This is a genomic window from Pseudocitrobacter sp. 2023LY-00077 (genome assembly GCF_055796175.1).
In genome coordinates, this window is sequence record NZ_JBSPEI010000006.1 from 1 (window position 1) to 20,332 (window position 20,332).

The 20,332-nt window shown below is 55.1% G+C and carries 17 protein-coding genes; 3 read left to right on the plus strand and 14 right to left on the minus strand.

The genetic code is table 11. The annotated features are described in order from the left end of the window. Nucleotides 1-503 (plus strand): autotransporter outer membrane beta-barrel domain-containing protein (locus tag ACWWFX_RS09400; protein WP_473223667.1); only part of this gene is annotated, 503 nt, incomplete at its 5' end. A 144-nt stretch (nucleotides 504-647) separates the two neighbouring features. On the opposite strand, the gene ACWWFX_RS09405 is transcribed toward ACWWFX_RS09400, so the two are convergent. From ACWWFX_RS09405 to ACWWFX_RS09465, 13 genes are all read right to left on the minus strand, one after another. Continuing rightward, nucleotides 648-1,439 (minus strand): heme ABC transporter ATP-binding protein, encoded by a 792-nt coding sequence (locus ACWWFX_RS09405; protein WP_473223668.1) that lies wholly within the window; start codon nucleotides 1,437-1,439, stop codon nucleotides 648-650. Then, a complete protein-coding gene (locus ACWWFX_RS09410) occupies nucleotides 1,420-2,412 on the minus strand; it encodes a FecCD family ABC transporter permease (protein WP_276222710.1) in 993 nt (330 codons plus the stop codon). The genes ACWWFX_RS09405 and ACWWFX_RS09410 overlap by 20 nt, the downstream gene beginning before the upstream one ends. Then, nucleotides 2,412-3,233, minus strand: a complete 822-nt coding sequence (locus tag ACWWFX_RS09415) for a heme/hemin ABC transporter substrate-binding protein (protein ID WP_473223669.1) — start codon at nucleotides 3,231-3,233, stop codon at nucleotides 2,412-2,414. The genes ACWWFX_RS09410 and ACWWFX_RS09415 overlap by 1 nt, the downstream gene beginning before the upstream one ends. Further along, nucleotides 3,230-4,258, minus strand: coding sequence for a hematinate-forming heme oxygenase ChuS (gene chuS, locus ACWWFX_RS09420; RefSeq protein WP_473223670.1), 1,029 nt, complete (start codon nucleotides 4,256-4,258; stop codon nucleotides 3,230-3,232). Before chuS ends, ACWWFX_RS09415 begins: the two co-directional genes overlap by 4 nt. A 46-nt stretch (nucleotides 4,259-4,304) precedes the next feature. Next, entirely contained in the window at nucleotides 4,305-6,287 is a 1,983-nt protein-coding gene (locus ACWWFX_RS09425; protein ID WP_473223672.1) for a TonB-dependent hemoglobin/transferrin/lactoferrin family receptor, read from the minus strand. Nucleotides 6,288-6,363: 76 nt separating this feature from the next. Further along, complete coding sequence (gene hemP / locus ACWWFX_RS09430; protein ID WP_276222702.1) at nucleotides 6,364-6,543, minus strand: hemin uptake protein HemP; 180 nt, start codon at nucleotides 6,541-6,543, stop codon at nucleotides 6,364-6,366. Between the two features lie 151 nt (nucleotides 6,544-6,694). After that, nucleotides 6,695-8,830 carry a TonB-dependent receptor PqqU gene (gene pqqU, locus ACWWFX_RS09435; protein WP_473223673.1) on the minus strand — a complete coding sequence of 712 codons (2,136 nt, stop codon included), beginning with the start codon at nucleotides 8,828-8,830 and terminating at the stop codon, nucleotides 6,695-6,697. 64 nt (nucleotides 8,831-8,894) lie between these two features. Then, on the minus strand, nucleotides 8,895-10,322 hold the full coding sequence (locus ACWWFX_RS09440; protein WP_473223674.1) for a glucose/sorbosone family PQQ-dependent dehydrogenase: 1,428 nt from the start codon (nucleotides 10,320-10,322) through the stop codon (nucleotides 8,895-8,897). Between the two features lie 486 nt (nucleotides 10,323-10,808). Beyond that, entirely contained in the window at nucleotides 10,809-11,543 is a 735-nt protein-coding gene (locus ACWWFX_RS09445) for an EAL domain-containing protein (protein WP_276222697.1), read from the minus strand. Nucleotides 11,544-11,563: 20 nt separating this feature from the next. After that, nucleotides 11,564-12,604, minus strand: a complete 1,041-nt coding sequence (locus ACWWFX_RS09450; RefSeq protein ID WP_473223675.1) for a fimbrial protein — start codon at nucleotides 12,602-12,604, stop codon at nucleotides 11,564-11,566. Nucleotides 12,605-12,616: 12 nt separating this feature from the next. Continuing rightward, a complete protein-coding gene (locus tag ACWWFX_RS09455; protein ID WP_473223676.1) occupies nucleotides 12,617-15,223 on the minus strand; it encodes a fimbria/pilus outer membrane usher protein in 2,607 nt (868 codons plus the stop codon). A 12-nt stretch (nucleotides 15,224-15,235) separates the two neighbouring features. Further along, nucleotides 15,236-15,922, minus strand: coding sequence for a fimbrial biogenesis chaperone (locus tag ACWWFX_RS09460; protein WP_149463567.1), 687 nt, complete (start codon nucleotides 15,920-15,922; stop codon nucleotides 15,236-15,238). A gap of 57 nt (nucleotides 15,923-15,979) precedes the next feature. Beyond that, nucleotides 15,980-16,507, minus strand: coding sequence for a fimbrial protein (locus tag ACWWFX_RS09465; protein WP_456147233.1), 528 nt, complete (start codon nucleotides 16,505-16,507; stop codon nucleotides 15,980-15,982). Between the two features lie 652 nt (nucleotides 16,508-17,159). Here ACWWFX_RS09465 and ACWWFX_RS09470 point away from each other — a divergent pair. Both ACWWFX_RS09470 and ACWWFX_RS09475 read left to right on the plus strand, forming a co-directional pair. Next, nucleotides 17,160-17,855, plus strand: a complete 696-nt coding sequence (locus ACWWFX_RS09470; RefSeq protein ID WP_473223677.1) for a flagellar brake protein — start codon at nucleotides 17,160-17,162, stop codon at nucleotides 17,853-17,855. 137 nt (nucleotides 17,856-17,992) lie between these two features. Further along, a complete protein-coding gene (locus tag ACWWFX_RS09475) occupies nucleotides 17,993-19,354 on the plus strand; it encodes an MFS transporter (RefSeq protein WP_473223678.1) in 1,362 nt (453 codons plus the stop codon). Here the strand turns inward: ACWWFX_RS09475 and ACWWFX_RS09480 are convergent. Further along, the gene (locus ACWWFX_RS09480; RefSeq protein ID WP_473223679.1) at nucleotides 19,348-20,223 is read right to left on the minus strand and encodes a LysR family transcriptional regulator; all 876 of its coding nucleotides are present in this window, start codon (nucleotides 20,221-20,223) and stop codon (nucleotides 19,348-19,350) included. The two genes, ACWWFX_RS09475 and ACWWFX_RS09480, sit on opposite strands and share 7 nt — an antisense overlap. Between the last annotated feature and the right edge of the window lie 109 nt (nucleotides 20,224-20,332).

The following is a 20,332-nucleotide window of genomic DNA, read 5'->3' on the forward strand; positions in this document are numbered from 1 at the left end:
GCGACGACTACCGGTCGAAGGGGCTGACGGCCTCGCTGGAAGCGGGCTATACGCTGAAGGCGGGCGAGTTCAGCGGCAGCGCGGGTACGCTGAACAGCTGGTACGTACAGCCGCAGGCGCAGGTGACATGGATGGGGGTGAAGGATGATGCGCACACCCGTCATGACGGCACGCGCATCCGCAGCGAAGGCGACGGCAACGTGCAGACGCGTCTGGGCGTGAAGACCTTCCTCAACAGCCATCACAAGCTGGATGAAGGGAAGGGTCGCGAGTTCCAGCCGTACGTGGAAGCGAACTGGATTTACAACAGTGAAACCTACGGCGTGCGGATGGACGGGGTACGCGTCAGCCGCGACGGCTCGCGCAACCTGGGCGAAGTGCGCACGGGTGTGGAAGGCAAGCTGAGCCAAAACCTGAGCGTGTGGGGCAACGTGGGCGTGCAGATGGGCGACAAGGGTTACAGCGACACCCAGGGGATGCTGGGGGTGAAATACGGCTGGTAAGGCCGGAAGTACAGAAGGGAGCCATTCGGCTCCCTTCTCATTTTTGCCTGATGGCGCTTCGCTTATCAGGCCTACGTGTTTTTCGCGATATATTGAATTTACGTGAATTTGTAGGCCGGGCAAGCGCAGCGCCTCCCGGCAATGTCACCGGGCTAAAAACACCTGCGGCGCATCGCATTCGGGATGCGTCCGTACCTGGACCTCGGCGCCGTACCAGCGCGCCAGCGTCTCCGCCTGTAACACCTCATCAGGCGAGCCCTGCGAAACAATCATTCCGTCATACAGCAGCACAATTCTGTCTGCCCACAGCGCGGCAAGGTTTAAATCATGCAGCACCACGCACACGTGCAGCTCCCCTTGCCGGGTCAGCCGTTTTAACAACCGCAGCAGATGCTGTTGATGGAACAGATCCAGCGCCGAGGTGGGCTCATCCAAAAACAGCCAGCCGCGCGGCGAACCCTCACACCACAGCTGCGCGAGCGCTCGTGCCAGCTGTACGCGCTGCTGCTCACCGCCGGAGAGCGAGGCATAACGCCGGCCCGCCAGCGGCAGACATTCGGTTAGCTGCATTACCTGCTGAATCACGGTGTTTTCCGGCTGCGGTGTCCACGGCATGCGCCCCATGCCAATCACCGCTTCAACCGGCCAATCGAAGCCCATCTGCGTTTGCTGAAGCATCACCGCGCGCTGGCGGGATAGCGTGTTGGCCTCCCAGCTTTCCAGCGTTTTTCCCGCCAGCCAGCGCTCGCCGCCAGCGGGCGCAAGATAACCGGTCAGTAAGCGCAGCAGCGTCGATTTCCCCGCGCCGTTGGGGCCGATGAGCGTCAACAGTTCACCGCGTTCAAGGCTGAGTGACACATCACGGATGATCAACCGGTTTGCCACGCGGTAGTGGAGATTTTTTACGCTCAGTGAATCAGCCATGTTGCCCTCCACGACGGAAAATCAGCCAAAGAAACCACGGTGCGCCAAGAATGCTGGTCAGCAGGCCGACCGGCATCTCCGCAGGTGCCACCAGCGTGCGGGCAAAAGTATCGGCGATCAGCAGCAGTAACGCGCCCGCGAGAACCGAACCGGGGATAACAGCACGGTGATCGGCACCCAGCCACATGCGGATTAAGTGCGGCACCACCAGGCCGATAAAGCCAATCACACCGCTCACCGCCACGGCGGCGGCAACCAGCAGGGCGCTGCATACCAGCAACAGTCGTTGAACCGATTGCACGTCCACGCCGAGATAGTGTGCCTCTTCCTCACCGAGCTGGAGCAGATTCAGCGCAGCGGCGAGACGCCAGATAACAAACACGGTGGGCACCATCAGGGAGGCAACGGTCAGCAGCGTTGACCACTGTGCCTGCCCCAGGCTGCCCATGCCCCATAGCGAGAGCTGGCGCAGCTGCGCATCGTTGCTCACCCACGACAGCACGCCCACCGCCGCACCGCACAGGGCGTTAATGGCGATGCCGACTAACAACAAGCGCGACAGCGAACTGTCGCGCTGGCGACTCAGCAGGAAGATAACCACCGTTGCCGCCAGCGCGCCGAAAAAGGCCGCTAACATGGGGGCGTAAAGCATGATCAGCGGCGGCAGCGTCAGCGGTAATACCACCCACAACGCCACCGCCAGCGCCGCGCCGCTACTGATACCGAGCAGCCCCGGATCGGCCAGCGGATTGCGGAACAGCCCCTGCATCACGCAGCCCGCCAGCGCCAGCGAGCCGCCGACAACCAGCGCCAGCAGTACGCGCGGCAGGCGAATGGTGAACCAGATTTGCCGCAGCGCGTCATCGCTGTTATTCCACAGCAGGCTGAGAGGCAGGCGCAACGCGCCAAAACCGCTTGCCGCCAGCGTCCCCACCGCCAGCAGCAGCGCCAGCGTAATGAGGGAGAGGGTGATCCGCCGTGACATCAGGGCAGCGACTCCGCTTTGGCACGCAACTGCTGAATCGCCTGCGGCGTACGTACGCTAAACCCGAGCAGTGCCATATCGTCTACCGGCAGAACCTGTTTGTGCTTCCCGGCGGGCGTTTGCGCCAGCCCCGGCAGCTTCCACAGATTCGCTTCGCCGCCAATCGCCGCTAAACCGTCGGCGGGGATCACCACCAGATCGGCCTGGCTTGCGATCACGCCTTCCTGCGACAGCGGCTGATAGCGGGCAAAACCCTGCATCGCATTCTTTAACCCGGCAGCGCGAATGGCCGCATCTGCCGCCGTCTGCTGCCCGGCGGCCATTGCGTTCATGCCGCCATGGTTGAGAATAAACAGCACTTTTTTATCGAGCGGCGTGGTGGGCAGCGCGGCAATAGCCTGACGCACGCTATTGCGCAGCGTTTCGCCTTCCGCTTCACGGTGCGTGGCTTTGGCGATGACCTGCACTTTTTCATCAATCACGCTGAGGTCGTTACGGCTCGGCACGCTGATCACCGGCACCTTATTCTGCTCCAGCTGTTTGAGCACCAGCGACGGTTGCGCCTGCTGGCTGGCGAGCACCTGCGTTGGGCGCATCGCCAGAATACCTTCCGCATTGAGCTGACGAAGATAACCCACATCCGGCAGTTTGGCCGCTTCCGGCGGCCATTGGCTGGTGCTGTCACGCGCGACAAGCGAAGACTGCGCCCCGAGTGCGTAAACAATCTCGGTCACGTCGCCGCCCAGGGCGACGATCTTCTCCTGCGAAGCTGCCAGCGCCGCGACGGGCAGGGCGACCAGCAGGGCGAGCCATTTTTTCATGCTGCCAGCCCTTCCGCCGTGAGGGCATCAATCTGTTTGCGCCACTGGGTCTGTTCCGGCTGGCCTTCGGTACGCTGACCGTAAAGCTGGGCAATCTGCGTGCCGTCGTGGGCGAAAATTTCCAGGCTGGTGACGTGGCCGTCAGCGGTCGGTTTGCGGGTGACCCAGCTTTCGGCAATATGATCTTCCAGCAGATGCAGCGTGAACGCCGGGTTGAAAATGTTCAGCCAGCCTTTCATCGGCACCACTTTTTCCACCACGCCGGTGAAGATTTGCACGCAGCCACGGTTGCCGACAAACACCATAATTTCATTGGCGTCCTGACGAGCGCTATCGAGAATCTGTGCCAGCGCGCTGTTAGGCACTTTGCAGGCAAGATCGTCGCCGACCAGCGAAAATGCCTGCTGACGCGTCAGGTTGTGGCGCTTCAGCAGGGTGAAGAACTGATGCACATCGGTCATCGCACGCCATTCGCTATCAACGGTTGCGGCGTCGGCGTGGCTTTCGCTGGCGGCTTCTTCAGCAGGTTTCAGCACCAGGGTTGTATTGTCGCTAATGATAAAGCGCGCCAGCACATCGGCCCATGCGGTCATGTCGGTGCGCTCGGTGGCGTAGACTTTCAGTAGCGCATCGCCCTGATGGTCAAAGAACTGAATGCTCTGGCGTTCGCCGCGCGCGGTCATCTCTTTGATGTGGAAAACGCTGGCCCACTGGTGCAGGAACAGGCGCAGGTCAAGCGCGCGTGGGTTGAGGATCAGCCCCGCATGGCCGCTCAGGTGCTGGTTAGTGAATTCGCCAACCTGCTCGTGCACCGCATATTCGTTACGGCAGATGCACTTGGTTTCGCCAACGGTTTCCAGCGCGGCAAGGATGTCGCGCACGTCGCTGGCAAGACGCACCGCGTCATAGCCCACACGGGCAAAGGTTAACTCTGCCTCGCTGATATTCATTAATGCTGCGATGTCACGCGCGTACTTACCTGGGTTTTGTTCTTTTAGCTCAAGCCAGCGTGTGTAGTGATTCATTGTCTCTTCCTTCCAGATGAAGCCCCGGCGAAGCGGGGCGATGTCGTTACCACTGATAACTTACGAAAATTTTCCCGTTGCGCCCGTCCTGCGGAATTCCCTGCGGCGACCAGTACTCTTTATCGAAGGCGTTACCCAGCACCAGGGTGGTGGTGACGCCTTTCAGCTGTTGCTGGCCCTCATAACTGACGTAGAAGTCGTTAACCGCATAGCCCGGCTGCTTGCTGTAGCTGCTGCTGACGTGGGTGGAGCGATCGGCAAACGTCCCAATCCAGCCGACCGAGAAGCCGCTGTGCGCCACCGGAATATTCAGCTTGCTGGTGACCGTGTCCGGGTTGATGCTGGAGATATACTCCCCGGTATCGGTGTCTTTCCCGCGCGTGCGGTTGTAGGCCACGTCGAGGCTGAACAGGTCCGCGCTATATTTGGTCATCACGTCCCAGCCCCAGATTTTGGCGTTCGGCACGTTATAGGACATCGTCGTTGCTGCCGCGAAATCGACCGCCGTGGAGATGTAATCCTTCGCTTTGGTATCAAAGTAGCTGGCTTTGAATTCGAGGGAATCGTTGGCCAGCATCAGGTCGTCGAAGCGCAAACCAAAACCGTACTCCTGCGTTTCGTTTGTTTCCGGACGCAGGTTCGGGTTCGGTACCCAGTAGTTAGTGTAGAAGCTACCGATGGAGAAGTGCTTCGAGTCGTTGTACATCTCGCCCATTGTTGGCGCGCGGAAGGCCTGCGCGTAAGAGCCGAACAGCATCAGCCAGTCGGTTGGGTTAACGGTCATCCCGGCGCGGGAAGACCATTTATCGGCATCCACGTCGTCGTAACCGTCGCTGCTGCCGCGATAGTTGTCATAACGCGTGCCGCCAAGCAGGGTAACAGGCAGATCGCGAAGGGTGATTTCGTCCTGGATCCAGCCGGAGCTGAAATCGATTTTCGCTTCCGGGAAACCGGTGGTAACGCCGCCGGGTTCCTGCTCCTGACGATAATATTCACCGCCCCAGGTCAGCAGGTGAGAGGCGAAGGAGTCGCTGAACAGACGGCTGCGGTTTTCGACTTTGCCGCCTTTAGTGGTTTGCTTGCGGAATTCGCCGGTGTTATCGATGTTTTGCGCGTTAATGCGTGCTTCCGACCAGTAGATTCTGGCGTCAGCGTTCAGCCAGTCATTGCCCTGCGGCGCGAGTTTATAGGTGAGCTGCGCATCGCGCTGAATGGTGGAACGATCGACCATCGGGTTGCTGCTGGTGGAGGCTTCGATAGTTTGCGGGTTTTTCGGCTCCTGCGCTTTGTTGTTGTAGTAGCGGAATGAGCCACCCAACGTCTGCGCATCGTCGATTTTCCAGCTTCCTTTCGCCAGCATGTTGTTGATCGACTCATCGTTTGGCGCCGTTGAACCATCGCCCTGGCGCAGATCGCCACGATCGCGGCTCGACCAGGAGACGATGCCATCAAGCGTATCCGTGCGGCCAAAGGCGCTTGCGCCCATACCGATGCTGTGATCGCCCGTCGCCCCGGAGCCAAAGACGCGGAAGCCGCTGTTCTGACCATCGCGCAGCAGATCTTTAGCGTCTACCGTATCGTATGAAATGACCCCACCCAGCGCGCCGCTGCCGTACAGCAGCGCCGACGGGCCGCGTACCACTTCGATTCGCTTGATCAGCGCCGGATCAAGAAAGGTGCTGTTGAGGTGCCCGGTATCGGTGCCCTGGCGCACGCCATCCACCAGAATCAGTACGCCGCGACGATCGTAGCCGCGCATGTTGACGTCCTGACCGTTGGTGCGGCCTGTGCCGTCAAGCGTAATGCCCGGCACGGTGCGCAGCAGGTCAGCCGCGGAACTGGCGGTTTGATTTTCAGGTTCGGTGGTATCGATGACGCTGACCATCATGGGCGCTTCAAATGCGCTGCGGGCGTTACCGGTGGCGGTTACGGTCATGGTATCGGCGGCGAGGGCAGTACCGGGCAGAATGCCGGCGATGGTCAGGGCCAGCAGCGTCGGGCGCAGCGGGGCGGATTGCGGGCGTAGCATAACAACTCTCCATAAGGAAAATGAAAAATTGCTGGCTGCCTGGGCGTCACCTGGGTGGCTGGCGAAATAGGATGATTTATTTAGTCAGGATCAATTTGCCGGATTGCGTCTGGCGAAGCTGATAATGTTGGCCATTGTGCTCAATCAGCACCGAACCCTCGTCGCCGAGCAACAATTTGCTGCTAATCAAGCGCTTCTCGTGCGAAGGGTACGGCGAGGCGCTGTGCTTTGTCCGGTCTTCTGCTGTGTTATTCATACCAGGCGCGTTCCGTTATGAAAATGATAACTAAGTCGATAACGAGAAGCATTATCAATATGTGTTAATTTGTATCAAGCTTTTTTTTACGGAAAAGAGAGATTGGGGGGAATTTGGGGGAATGCGCGCTTGCTTCCCCCTCGCCCCTCACCTACATCGCATCAAACATATAACTCACCGACAACCCTACGCCATAATTGCGTCCCGGAGCCGGTTCGTAATAACGCCCGTTGCTTTCGTTGACGATAACCGAACCCACATACTCTTTATCAAACAGGTTATCGACGCGGGTATACACATCCACCACCCAGTTATCCGCCACGAACTTATAGCCGCTGTTCAGCGCCGTGACCGTGTACGCCGGAGCCTGTTCGGTATTCGCGTCGTTGGCCTGAATGTCGCTCATGTAGCGCATTTCCGCGCCTGCATACCAGCCTTCTTCCGGCACCCAGCCCAATGAGGCGTAAGCGCTGTTGCGGGCAATACCTGGAATACGGTTGCCGCTTTGGATCGTGCTGCTGGCGTCTTCGCGATAGGTTGCATCCAGCCACGTCCAGGCGAGTTTGGCGCGCCATGCGGTAGCGAACTGCTGATCCCACGCTAGTTCTACGCCGCGACGGCGTGTTTTCCCGGCATTTTGATAGGAGGTACGCCCGTTGTCGCTGGCGGCTACCACAATCTCATCCTTCGTATCGGTGTTAAAGACGGAAAGGCTGGCAAGCCCGGTGCCAACCTGCCACTTGCTGCCTGCTTCAACGGTGGTATTCGTCGCTGGCTGTAAGCCAAAGTTCAGGCCGGATTGCCCATCAGGGCGATACGACAGTTCATTAATCGTCGGCGTTTCGAAGCCACGCCCGGCGGAGAGATAAACGTTCCACGTCGGCGTCATGGCATATTTCAGCGCGGCCGCCGGAAGCCATTTGTGATAGCTTGCTTCGCCGCTGTCGTCGCCATTTTTACCCACCACATAATGGTCATTGGAATCAAACCATACCGAGCTGTAACGTACTCCCGCATCGAGACTCAGGGCAGAGGTAAGCTGCCAGTTGGTCTGAATGTACGGGTCGAGGTTCCACATCAGGTTACGTTCGTTGCGACGCATGTCGCCCTTCGTCCCCAGATCGTAATGACCGTCCTGATAGACAAAGTTTTCATACCCTTTGCGCTGCTCGGTCATTGTCTCGTAGTCGAGGCCCGTGGTGATAGAGTAGGGCAGGAAGCCGCTCTCTTCGTGGTGCGTCCAGCGGGTATCAATGCCCTGGTAGCGACGCGTTAAATCAATCACGCCGCCCGGATGCGTGTCGCTGCGCTGCTGCACAAAGTAAGGAATAGACTGGTACTGCACGGTTTCACGGATACCGGCCCAGGTCATCACGCTCAGGTCGTCGTGCTCGCCCAATCCTTGTTGATAGCGCAGCCCAGCCTGTGTCTGCTTGACGGTTTTGCGCATGCGATACTCTTCGCCGCGCGGCGCTTGCGCCGAGTTATCTTTCCACTCTTTGCGGGTTAAACCACCCGGATCGTCCGCGGTGATATCCACGCTGTTGAGCTGCAATGTCAGGCTGCCGGTGTCGTTGACCTTCACGCCCAGTTTGGCATTGAGCAGGTTTTTGTGTGCGGCGCTGTTGTCGCGAAAACCGTGTGTAGAGAAGCGACTGCTGGAGACGGTGTAGTTCACATCGCCTTTCTGCGTGCCATCGCCCACTGCACCCGTGGCTTTTAACCCGGTACGCCAGGTACCGAAGCTGCCGTAATAGTTGCTGCTTTCAATCGTCGTCGGCTGGCGGCCCGTTTCTGTTTCCACGTTCACCACGCCGCCGGAAGCGTTGCCATAAAGCGCGGAGAATGGCCCGCGCAGCACGTCGATACGGTCAATCGAGCCAACATCAATATTGGAGAGCTGCCCCTGACCATCCGGCATGGTCGCAGGAATGCCGTCCACGTACAGCCGAAGGCCTCGAATACCAAAGGTCGAGCGCGCGCCGAAACCGCGAATCGACATCTGTAAATCCTGGGCGAAGTTCTGTCGGTTTTGAATTTGCAGGCCCGGCACATCGGCCAGCCCTTCTGAAAGGTTAATTCGCGGTGCAGCGTGACGGATATCGTCACCGTAATTGACGGAGACGGCAGCAGGCGTATCTAACGCGGAGAGGCCGGAATGGGGCGCTGCGCTGACGATCATGGTTTGCTCACCATCACCTGTTGCGGCGTCCTGCGCATAAACGTATGAAACCGGAGACAGCACAAAGGTGGCCGCCAGCCCGGAGAGGGGCAGAGTTAATTTCATCGGTGTGTTTTTTATAGGAAAGGGAAAAAAATCAGGCGGGCCAATAGACCCGCCTGCAAGTGCATTATTTACCGGTGTATTCGAAGACGATAATCGAACCCGGGTTGCTCAGGTTGTGCGTCGGATGGTTAGACTCATCCATCACGTTGCCGAAGTTATCGGTGGCAACGAAGATTTTACGCGTATCCGGGCTGACCACCACCATGCGGTAGCGGTTGGCGGTGTGGAAGTATTTCGCCACGTCACCCTGCACGTTTTTCTTATCGGCGTTCAGCAGAACACGATAGAGCGCGCCATTTTTCATCGAACTGACGATGATGGAGTTACGCCAGCTTTTGATGACGCCATCGGCCGGGTAGTACGCTACGCTTGACGGTGCAATAGTCGGCCAACAAATGTACGCAGAATCCGCGCTGCAGCTGGCGTCGTTATAGGTGTAGCCCTCTTTGACGGTGAAGAAGGTTTTGATTGGCGCTTTAAAGTCAGCAGCTTTCCATTCAGTCTCTTTCTGCACCGGTACGCCTGCCGGGATGTGGTTCGGGTCCCATGTCAGCGACGGGCAGTTTTCAGCTTTCGAGTAGTTTGCATAAACGTAAGCCTGATCGTCCTGGAAGCCTGCTACGTGCGGCCAACCGTAGTTTCCGCCCGCTTCCAGAATATTCAGCTCATCGTCAGAAGAGGGGCCTTGTTCAGAGGCGTAAAGGGTATCGCCGACAAAGACCAGCCCCTGCGGGTTACGGTGGCCGTAAGTGAACAGGTGGCTTTTAATGCCGTGAATGGTTGGGTTATCTTCCGGAATGGAGCCGTCGATATTCAGACGCAGCACTTTACCGGCATAAGCGGCGTAATTTTTATTTTTCAGCTCATCCTCAGTTGGAATTCGCTGTGCATCAATAGGTTTGCAGAAATTCGCGCCCTGGTTATGCCCTTGCTCACCGATGGTGTAATAGAGTTTACCATCCGGCCCAAAGCGCAGACGCCCACCATTGTGGTCATTCCCCGCCGGGAAACCGGCCAGGATTTCTTTTTCGTTACCCAGTTTTTGGGTTTTTTCGTCATATTCCAGACGAACAATTTTGGCATGTTCTTCATTACCGTTCATATAGGTATAAGCGGTATAAACATAATTATCGCCACCCGCTTTCATAAAGTTTGGCGATAATGCCAGACCCAGCACACCTTCGTGTTGCGGGCCGGTATGGACGCCGCTCAGCGTGATAGCGACTTTTTTCTCGCCGGTTTTCGGGTCGATGCGATCGATAGAAGCGGCTTTACGTTCGGTCACCCACAAATAACCATCCGGGCCCCACACCATATCCCACGGCGCATCCAGGCCGCTGATCAGAACGTGTGCGGAAAACGGCTCATTGGCCTGAACTTCCGGATGTTTTGCCGATGATGCATGACTCGTGGTTGCGGCATAGCTGACGCCACACAGGGCAAGCGATAACGCCACTGCCTGGCTGATTCGTTTGGTTTTATTATTAAACATTGCTGGCTCCATACCATAGAAATAGCCTCAGACTTATCCGAGGCTATCGGGATGGAATAACTATTGTCTGTGCGTCACATTTTGTCAAACTGTGACAAGTTGTGTGAAAGGTTATGATTAATGTAACTGTAAGCGCAAAAAAGAATATAGAGTCAATTTCTCCTCTCAATGGATTAGGAATTTTACGAGTCAACGCCGAATATTTTCACAGGATGTCTGGATTGATTGAGGATAACTATTGTTAAGAGGCGAAAAAAAATATTGTCGATATGATATTTAAATTTTTTGACTGAGTTATAAAAATTTTTTATCCATCATTTTAAAAGCCGGGAGGGAATTATCTGAAGAAAAGTTGTCGCTATTTAATATGTATGATAGCTGATGCATTATATTAATGTTAATTGTTTTTTGATTATTTGTAAAATCAAGCGATAAAGCAAAACGCTTTACCGCATGAGATTGTTTAACGTCAAAAAACGCATGAAATTAGTGATGGGTCTGGCGGGGGAGAGAATTGGCGTTGGATTGGCCAGCGGTCAGGGCTTCGATACTCTGCTCTTGCCACAGCAATCCCTGTAGCGCAAACCACGGCATGTTATCAAGCCAGGTCAGATGCTCCTGTGTTTCAATCCCTTCAACGATCACCTGATAATGGTTGGCGCTGAAGTAGTGCAGCAGCGAGGCCATCAACTGCTGCCCGTTTTTCTTTTCACGCAGATTCCACAGCAGATTTTTATCCATTTTAATAAAACGGAAAGACTGCATCGCCAGTGCGCCAAACCCGGCATAGCCCGCGCCAAAGTCATCCAGCCAGAACGAATATTTATCGCCCAGCGCCTCGATGGCCGGATTGCGTTTGACCAGGGTACTGGAAAACTCGCTCACCTCGAAATGCAGGCAGCCGATGGTTTTTACGCAATCGGCAATAAAGTCATCGTTCAGCGTATGCAGTGTGGCCTCGTCGACATTAATCGTGACCATCACGTCATTTTGCTGAAACCACCACTGATAGCTTTTCACCAGCGCAATTTGCTCCTGCAAAATGCGCGCGCGAAGCTCATCGGACGCGTCGCTAAAAAACTGTTCTACGGTGATGGCCGCGCTTCCCGGTTCCTGCGTAAACCGGGTTAAGCACTCAACGGCAATCATTTTGCCTGCACGGTCGAACATGGGCTGAAAAACATAGCGCAGTCCGGTTGGCTCGGCGGAGGTCAGCGACATTTTCGTAGAGTGTCCTCGTGTTATTTAAAGGTCACGTCAATATTAGCTGACGCGTTGAATTTGCCCACTTTCGGCGTTGCGCTGAGCCATTTCAGGCTGGCGAGGAAATTACTTTCGACAACGCTGCCGTTCACATAGCCCAGTTCTGTTGGCGTGTTCATGCTAAGCCAGGTGTTCGGCGAGTCGGCGCGGGAAAGCAAAATCCCGAAACCGCTGTTCTGTTCCGGCAGAATCAACTGATTATCCTGCGTCGGGTAGGTGGTGCTGAAGTTCGCCATCAGCGTCTGTTTTTCGCAATCCTGCCCCTGGCCGGTCAGGTCGGCGCGAATGCTGAACGGCACCTGCTTTTCAATCTTGCCGACGACCGCATTACGCGCCGGAATAGCGCCAAAGTTTACCGTTTCGCCATTGTTGGCAGAGACGGTAATTTTTGGGCTACAGGAGATGAACCTGATATTGCCAAGCCCGGAAACATAGGCACGGAAGTTACTGTTCGGTTGGTTGTTTAAGCCGCCCACGCCATCGACCTGAAACAGTGCATAGGGGCCATTATCCGTAATAATGCCTGTTGATGGCGGCGGATTCCCCGTCGCTTTGATATAGATGGAATAGCTAATAGTGATGGTTTGCGGCAATGCCGGAGGAGTACATCGGCCTGGCCTGCCGTTACAGACTGTCCCTGGGCCAATTTTGCTGTTGGCGTTTGGCGCGGGTTTATTATCCATCCCCATATAGGTCACACCCACTTCAAGCGATTTATCGATCGACGACATCTGAGAAGAGGGGTCCCACCACAAATAGGCGTTTTCCCCTTCAGGAAAGTTATTGGTGTCGGAGCACTTGAAGGTCGATGTAAACGTCTGTGAACGCCACAACACCGTCTTCGGTGCCAGGTTGGCGGTAGAAACGTTAATCTGGTGATCGAGCGTGATCGTCTGATTCAGAGGATCTCCGCCATTGGTACGTTTACAGGTCAGCGCATAGCTGCTGGTGGAGAACAGCGCGGCGGACAAAATCAGCAAAAGAAGCCCGGCGCGCGGCGTGGGGGTAAAAATCCGCATAGTAAATATCCTTTAGTTCCGGTTACAGGTGAGAGAGACAACCTGGTAACCACCGGGTTGATCGCGGTCGACAGGAGGCAGTTCAGGTATCGCCAGGGTGCAGGACGCGCTGTCGTCGTCGCCCCATTTCACCCGCAGACGTTCACCGCTTTCGATACCGGCAACATAGGCTTCGCCGCGCGTGCCGACGACGCCAACGTTCACGCCCTGCTGGTTAAAGATATTGGCGCCAATCATTGGCGCAGAGCCGTCCGCCAGTTTGGCGTGGATCAGCAGGCTGTGGCCAAGATGCGTTTCAAACTCGACGCGGCCAATGGCACGCTGTGTCGGTACGATATCTTTGGCGGCCAGCGGAATTTCCATGCCATTACCAATATCTGAAGTACGCAGTGCGACGCGGTTGTGGCGATACGGCATTGCAGAGGTCAACACCGCATAGCCAAACCGGTCGATTGCCACCCCTGGCTGGTTTTCCAGGCGCACACCTTGCGCGCCCGGCGCTTTCACCAGCACAAAGGTATTTTGCAGTGGCTGCGACAGCGTTACGCCGCCGGAGTGCGCCACTACGCCACCAGAGACGTTGAGGGACGTCTGTTGATAGTTGTTGTTGTAGTTGTAGCCCAGCGCCACGTTACCCATGCTGCCCATGTAACCCAGGTTCGCTACGCTGGTGTCACCGCCATACTGGGAATGACCGCTCTGGACGAAGTAGTTCATGCGGTGGTCATCCAGCAGCGTGCCGCTCAGGCCCGCGCTGTAGCCATCGCCGCTCTGCTTGCTGTGCGAGGCGTTAAAGGACGCGACGGTCTGGTTATCCGGGCTAAAGATGTTAAACGGAATTGATACGCTGACGTTCACGCTGTTATCGCTGTAGCCATAGTTACTGCGGCTGCTTTGATAGAACAGGCTGTAGTTCACTGAATGGAAGCTGGTGTTGATCCCGGTCTGGATGGTGCGATCATACGACGAGGTGTTCCAGTAGTTCTGGCGGGTGAAAGTGGCATACAACGATGCCCCGGCCACGTGCTGGTTGACGGTCACCTCGACACGCTGGCGTTTGTTGTTATAACGCATCGATTCGTAATAGCGACGGCGCTGGCTCTGCGTCGCCCATGACGGAGCGCCGCTGTTATCGCCTTCCTGATCGTAATATTCCGTCTGGTAGAAACCGTTTTTCCAGTTGGAGCGTTCGGTCACCGCATCCGAGAAATCATAGAAGCCGGAGGTGGAGTAACGATAACCGGCAATTTGTAATTCGGTGCCCAGCGCGTTCAGCGATTTCGAATAGAGGAAACGTATGCTGGCGCCGCGTTTGCTGTCGCCAGAGGCCAGATCGGTGTCAGACCACGACGCATCGACGGACGCCGCGCCGTACTCGCCCATATTCTTACCGATGCCCAGCACGCCGGAGCGGTAGTTTTCCGCCACGATCATCCCGCCGTACGGGGTGATGTCCCATCCCGCGCCGTGAGAAATCGTACCCTGAATAAAGTTCGGTTCGTAATCAGTCGTACCGTCGTGATATTTCCCTGCGGTCACCTGATATTCCCAAATCCCTTCGCGCAGCATGTTCGGCACGGAAGAGTAGGGAAGCGTGAAGTTATGGCGCGTGCCATCGGCCTCAATGACCGTGACGGCCAGGTCACCGCTCAGGGTACTGGGGTGAATGTCTGTCAGCGCGAATGGCCCAGGCGGTACAACGGTGCTGTAAACCGTATAGCCGTTCTGGCGCACTTCTACGCGGGCGTTACTGTTGGCGACACCGCGCACTACCGGCGCGTAGCCCTGGCGGCTGTCCGGCAGCATTTCCGGCACGCTGGAAAGCTGCGCGCCACGGAACTGGAAGCTATCGAAAACGTTGTTATTGGTGTTGCTCTGACCAATCAGCACGCGGCTACGCCACGGTACAATGTCTGTTTCCGCCCAACTGGACACGGAGTTCCACTGCGCGTTTTGTCCGCTCTCTTTTGAGACGGTTGAGTTGTTGCGAAAACGCCATGCGCCGATGTTGATGCCGTTATTCAGCGTCAGGAAGGAGTAATCGCTATCGCGCTTTGCACCGTTGCTGGTGTAGCGGGAATGGCTGCCGCTGTAGGCGTAGTTGGAGTAGGCGGCGTTGATCCCATCGTCATACACCAGGGGAGAAATCATCCCCTGCGGGCGTGGTTCAAGCTCGGTTTGCGGCACGGAAATATCCAGCTCCTGAAGTGCCGCATTCCAGCTAACGCTGCTGCCGGGGATCCCTTTGACCAGATCGTAACACGCGCTGCTTCCTGCCGTTTCTGGCACCAGTACGCCATATTGACGGAAGCTCTCTGCATCTAAACAAAAATAGCCAGGGGAATTGGGGCCATCTTTTTTAAATTCAACGTCGCGGTGATCGACGCGAATTTTGTTCAGATAAATATCAAAGGGATAGTGACCCGGCAGGATATCATCGCTGTTGGATAAACTCTGCACAAGCGAGGCATTGTCGGCCCCGTGGATAAAAGAGGTATTGAACTGTTCTTCCGCGTTAACAAACGGCGTCGCCAACAATGGCATTGTTGATACGTAAACGGCGCAACGAATCCGCTGCGCCAGACGTCCTGGTGTTGTCCTTATCTTATGGCTGGCCATTGTGCTGGTCCCTTATTGTAGGCGGATGTCTTTAATTTCCGTGTGTCCGCCAAAATCATTAATAAAGGTAAAAGAGAGCTGATCGGCGATAGATGCGCCCGCCGGTAAGTTGATGCGCATAGAGTCCATCGGATTGACCATATCGGCATTCACTTTCCAGGTTTTGCTGGCGCCATTTTTCAGCGTCAGCGTGCCAAAAGTGATGTGGAGCGGGCCGTTATTGGTGACCACCAGCTGATTACCTTGTTTACGCCAGCTCAGCGCTTCCACTTCTTTTTGCAGGGTGGTTTTCAGCGTGGTTGGGCGATAAAAAAGTTTCACGCGAGTGCGAATGGCAATTTGCAGCACGTTCTCTTGCTTTGACGCAGGGGGAATTTCCTGAACGTTAATCCAGTACACGGTTTCACGATCAGTCGGCAGACCTGCGCCGGAGTAAATGAAACGCAAAATTGCGTCTTTATTGCCCGCAAGTTTTAAAATGGGCGGGATTGCCTGCATCGGTAAATTCTTAGGCGTGGCGGATGAATCTCCGGTATCCAGCCAGGTCTGAACCATCCATGTTTCATCCGTATCGTTATGAATGGACAGCGCGGCGGATTTTTCATTGCCGTTATAAATCACACGCGTTTGATCGACCTGGATACCCGCAGATGCATCTAATGACGCCAGCAGTAATAAGGCTGCTACTATTTTTTTCATTTACCCGTTCCAGTTATATTTAATTAGCCATCCGTGGCTAACATCCGTTATCCGTAATTATTTGTATTCGATGGTGAAGGTTGCGCTGGCGTTTGCAGAACCGGCCGTCACTTTATCCAGGAAGGATTTGTAACGTGCTTTCAGGTTGAAGGTCGCGGTACCGCTGGCATCGCCAGTGGTGGCAACGTTAACCCATGGGGAGCTGGCATCGGCATCCTGGTTAATCGGGATGATTTTTTCGTCGTTAGTCAGAATTTCGATACCAACGCCGCCTGCCTGGTCAACGGACAGCAGGTTTGGGTTACCCGCAACTGACGGGCCGTCGAAACGCAGGGAGTAATCACCCGCTTCGCATTTTTCCAGGTTGATGGTGAAGGCTTTAGAAGCGGTGACGTCGCCTTTGGTGGCAAATGCACTGGTAGGATATTTACCAATGAAGACGTTTTTATTCTGGTCGCCAGAGGTCACTGTACAGGTGGATTCGATAATTTCACCGGTAAAATTGACTTTACCATTTACTGCATAAGCATTCATTGCGGATGCGGAAATAATGAGAGCCGCAATCGGCAGCAATTTCTTATTCATTTTAACTCCATGTATTTTTTTGAAAAACGACATAAGTAGTCAGCACTGAAAGTGAATGCAGTGCAGCCAGGCATGCAACCAGCCAGTGCAGGCAAGTTGAGTGCGATGAAATTTACAGCAACACTTTGATTACAAGGATTGTTTTAATATTTTAATGGATTGTTATTGATAGGCAGAAACAGTTGATTAGAACTCGTATTTATGTCTTATCGGAAAAGCCCTGGATTATTCGTAAGTTAGGCTAAGTCATATCCTAAATGAGAATTGATTATATACCGGTGTTAATCAATTAAACCGAATGCATTGATAGATAAAAGCAATAAGAACAGGTTAGCAATTCTGATAAGATCATCCGCCATATAAATGAAAAACGCAGATCTCTTTTTTAGCAAAAAGAGGCATATAGCGTTAACTCCGGCATATGTGTTTTTAAACAATAAATTTACGACTTAACAGCTAATTCACATATTGAGTACAGATAAACGTATTCTGTATTGATCTCGCCAGGCACTATTGCAAAAACTCAGCATATTTATGGAACTCAGCCATTTGAGGTTTGAGTGATATCTGCTTATTCAGCAGTTAGCTTATTGGCATACTTGCATTAACCCTGTCAGGGCGGTTAAGCGCAGTTTCCTCTGGTCAGAGAATTATGGACGAATCATACGTGAAGCAGGGTTTGTTTGAGAGCGTGGCGATTATTCGCGAGGCCCTCAAAAAAGGATGTCTGGTTGATATTCATAGCAAAAATACCGACGTGTTTTGCAAAATACAAAAACTGGATGCGTCCGGTTTTTACGTTCCGTGGGAGGGTGATGCGCCGGAAACGGAAGAAAATCTTGAGGTCGAAATTTTTGCCGATACCTGCAAATTCGAATTTCATGCCGCAGCTTCCGCGATTCACGCCCCGGGGGGGGAAAACTGGCTCTATATTCACTATCCCGATGCCATTAATGTGACGCAACGCCGTAAGCATCCCCGTTTAACGTTTAGCGATCGTCGTGTTTACACCGCGCAGGGAAAATTTAACGATGGTCTCTATTACCAGTTTCGAATTAAAGATCTGTCGCCGGGTGGCTGCGCGCTGATTGCGGAAGATGGTGAACGCGCCCAGGCGCTAATCAGAACCACGCTGCGCAATATCGAGCTGGATTTTGGCAGCCACGGTACCCTTGTGGCGGATCTCTTTGTGTTGAGCAGCGAAAAAATGGCGGCCTCTGAGGATGATGCGGCCCCCGCCTGGCATCTCTCCTGTCAGTTCAAACGCATCAGTGAACCCATGCGGCGCAATCTCGACAGTATTGTGATCAAACTGCTGCTGGAAGAGAAGCGCTTGCATCGGTTGTAGCTGCACGCCTTCTCAGGCGGGCGGCTGTATACCTAAAAGGTATCATTCCTTCCTTTATAAGGTATTGGTTTTCAATATAAAAATAACTTATAGATTCTCCCTCTGCTAAATAAAGAACCACAGATGGGGAAGGGGAAATGCATAAAGCAGGCGATGAACTGATCAAGAGCGTGATTGATATCCGCTTCTCAGCGTTGCAGTGGCGGGTTATCGCTATCTGTTTTCTGGTGGCGCTGTTTGACGGTTTCGATACGCAGGCGGTGGCTTTTACCGGGCCTGCGATGATTGATGCCTTTGGCGTGGATGTCAAAAATCTGGCGCCGGTGCTGACGGCGGGTATTGTGGGCATGACGGTGGGCGCGATGCTGCTGGGTATGCTGGGCGACAGAGTCGGCCGACGCATCACGCTGATGGTCTGCGTGCTGATTTTCTCCGTCGCCACGCTGCTGACCGCGTGGAGCACCCATCTTGATACCATTTTCATTTTGCGCGTCATTGCCGGGTTTGGCATGGGCGGCGCGACGCCGGTGTTACTGTCGCTGGCGGCGGAATATTCCCCGCATCGCCATCGCGGGCTGGTCACGACCGGCGTGCTGCTGGCGCTTCCCGCAGGCGCCATGTCCGGCGGCCTGCTGGCGGTAGACATGTTGCCGCGTTGGGGATGGCAGAGTATTTATCTGATCGGCGGTGTCGCACCACTGTTGTTGCTGGTGGTGATTTTCTTCCTGCTTCCCGATTCGCTGGAATCCCTTTACGCTCGCCGCAGCGCGCGCTCGCTGAAAAAAGCCAACGCCATTCTCAGCCGCATCGCCGGGCGTGAAGTGGTACTGCCTGATGCCTCAACTCAGGATGCCGCCGTTCCCGCGCGACCTGTTTCTCGTCTTAGCCATCTGTTCAGCGGGTCTCTGCGCCTGACCACCATGGGCATCTGGAGCGTCTACTTCTTCAACTGGGTGGCGTGGTTTATGCTGCTATCGTGGTTGCCAACGCTGCTCAAGCAGGCCGGCCTTGCGCCCGCCGATGCGCCCTACGCCTCGGTGACGGTCAATGCCGCGTTTATTGCCTTCGCGCTACCTTTGTCGTGGTTCCTGCCGCGTATCAACACGCTTAAAATCCTCTATCTGATGTTTGCCGTCGGTATCGCGGTTGCGCTGGCATTGAGCGTGGCGATTCCTCAACAGCTTTGGCTGGCCTCATTCCTGCTTATCGCCTTTGCCGGATTTGGCGTCGGCGGACAGCAGCTGGCGTTAAATTATCTGGTGGTCGCCACCTATCCCGCCGCCGTTCGCGCCACCGCGATGGGATGGGCGATTGGCATGGGGCGCATGGGCGCGATTGTGGGATCAGCCATCGGCGGGCTTGTGCTGAGCGGCGCAGGCACGGGGGGATTCTTCCTGGTGCTGATTGTGCCGCTGGCGGTCTCTTTTGCCAGCCTGCTGCTGCTGCGTCGCCGTTATGTGCAGGCGACGAGTCCGCAGGATGAAGTCGCGGTTCACTGACCGCTCGTGGGGCGCAGCAGATTTTTGCAGCGTTCAACCAGTGGATTGGCCTCATGTTTGCGATAGCTCAGGATGATGGGCGAGGTGACACGAGGCTCCTTCACGGCGACATAGCACACGCCTTCATGGTTAATTTGCCGTGCCGATTCAGGTACCAGTGCAACGCCCATGCCAGCAGCAACCAAAGCAATAGCGGTTTGCATATCATTCGCCTGCTGGCTCGGGTTGACACGCAGATGATGTAGCTCAAAAAGGCGCAGCGTGTGATCCGCGTAGCCTGGACGCGGTTGTGCAGGATAGAGAATAAACGGCTGCTGGCTCAACTCGGCCAGACTGACCGGGTTACTGTTCAGGATATGGTTGCCCGGCAGTGCGGCAACCAGCGGTTCTTCACGGATCGTTAACTGTTCAATCTCGCTATCATGCAGATAAATTCGACCAAAGCCGACGTCAATCCGGCCCTTTTTCAGCGCCTCAATTTGCCGCAGCGTAACCATCTCCTGCATCTCAACGGCAATCTCATTTTCATCGTGCAGCCGCCGGATAAGCGAGGGTAACTCCCCGTAAAGCATGGAAGGCGCAAACCCGATAATTAAACGTGCGCGAGACGCATGGGCAATCTGCCGGGTTTGCTGTGCGATCTCTTCCAGTCGGTTAAAGAGCGGCTCGATTTGCTGATAAAGATAAACACCGGCTTCGGTCAGCGCCAGCGGGCGGGTACGGGTGATGAGTGTGACGTTTAGCTGTGATTCCAGCTGCTGGATCTGCCGGCTCAACGGCGGCTGCGCGATGTGAAGGTTTTCCGCCGCCCGCGAAAAACTCAGCGTGCGACACACTTCCTGGTAGTAGCGCAAATGGCGCAGTTCCATGCATTCTCCTGCGGTAAAAAAATGGGATAGTGTTTACGGTTTCTTAATGATGACATTCAACTCTAGTCCATTTTTCTATGAGGAAGAGAGGGAGTGGGATCGTGTCGCC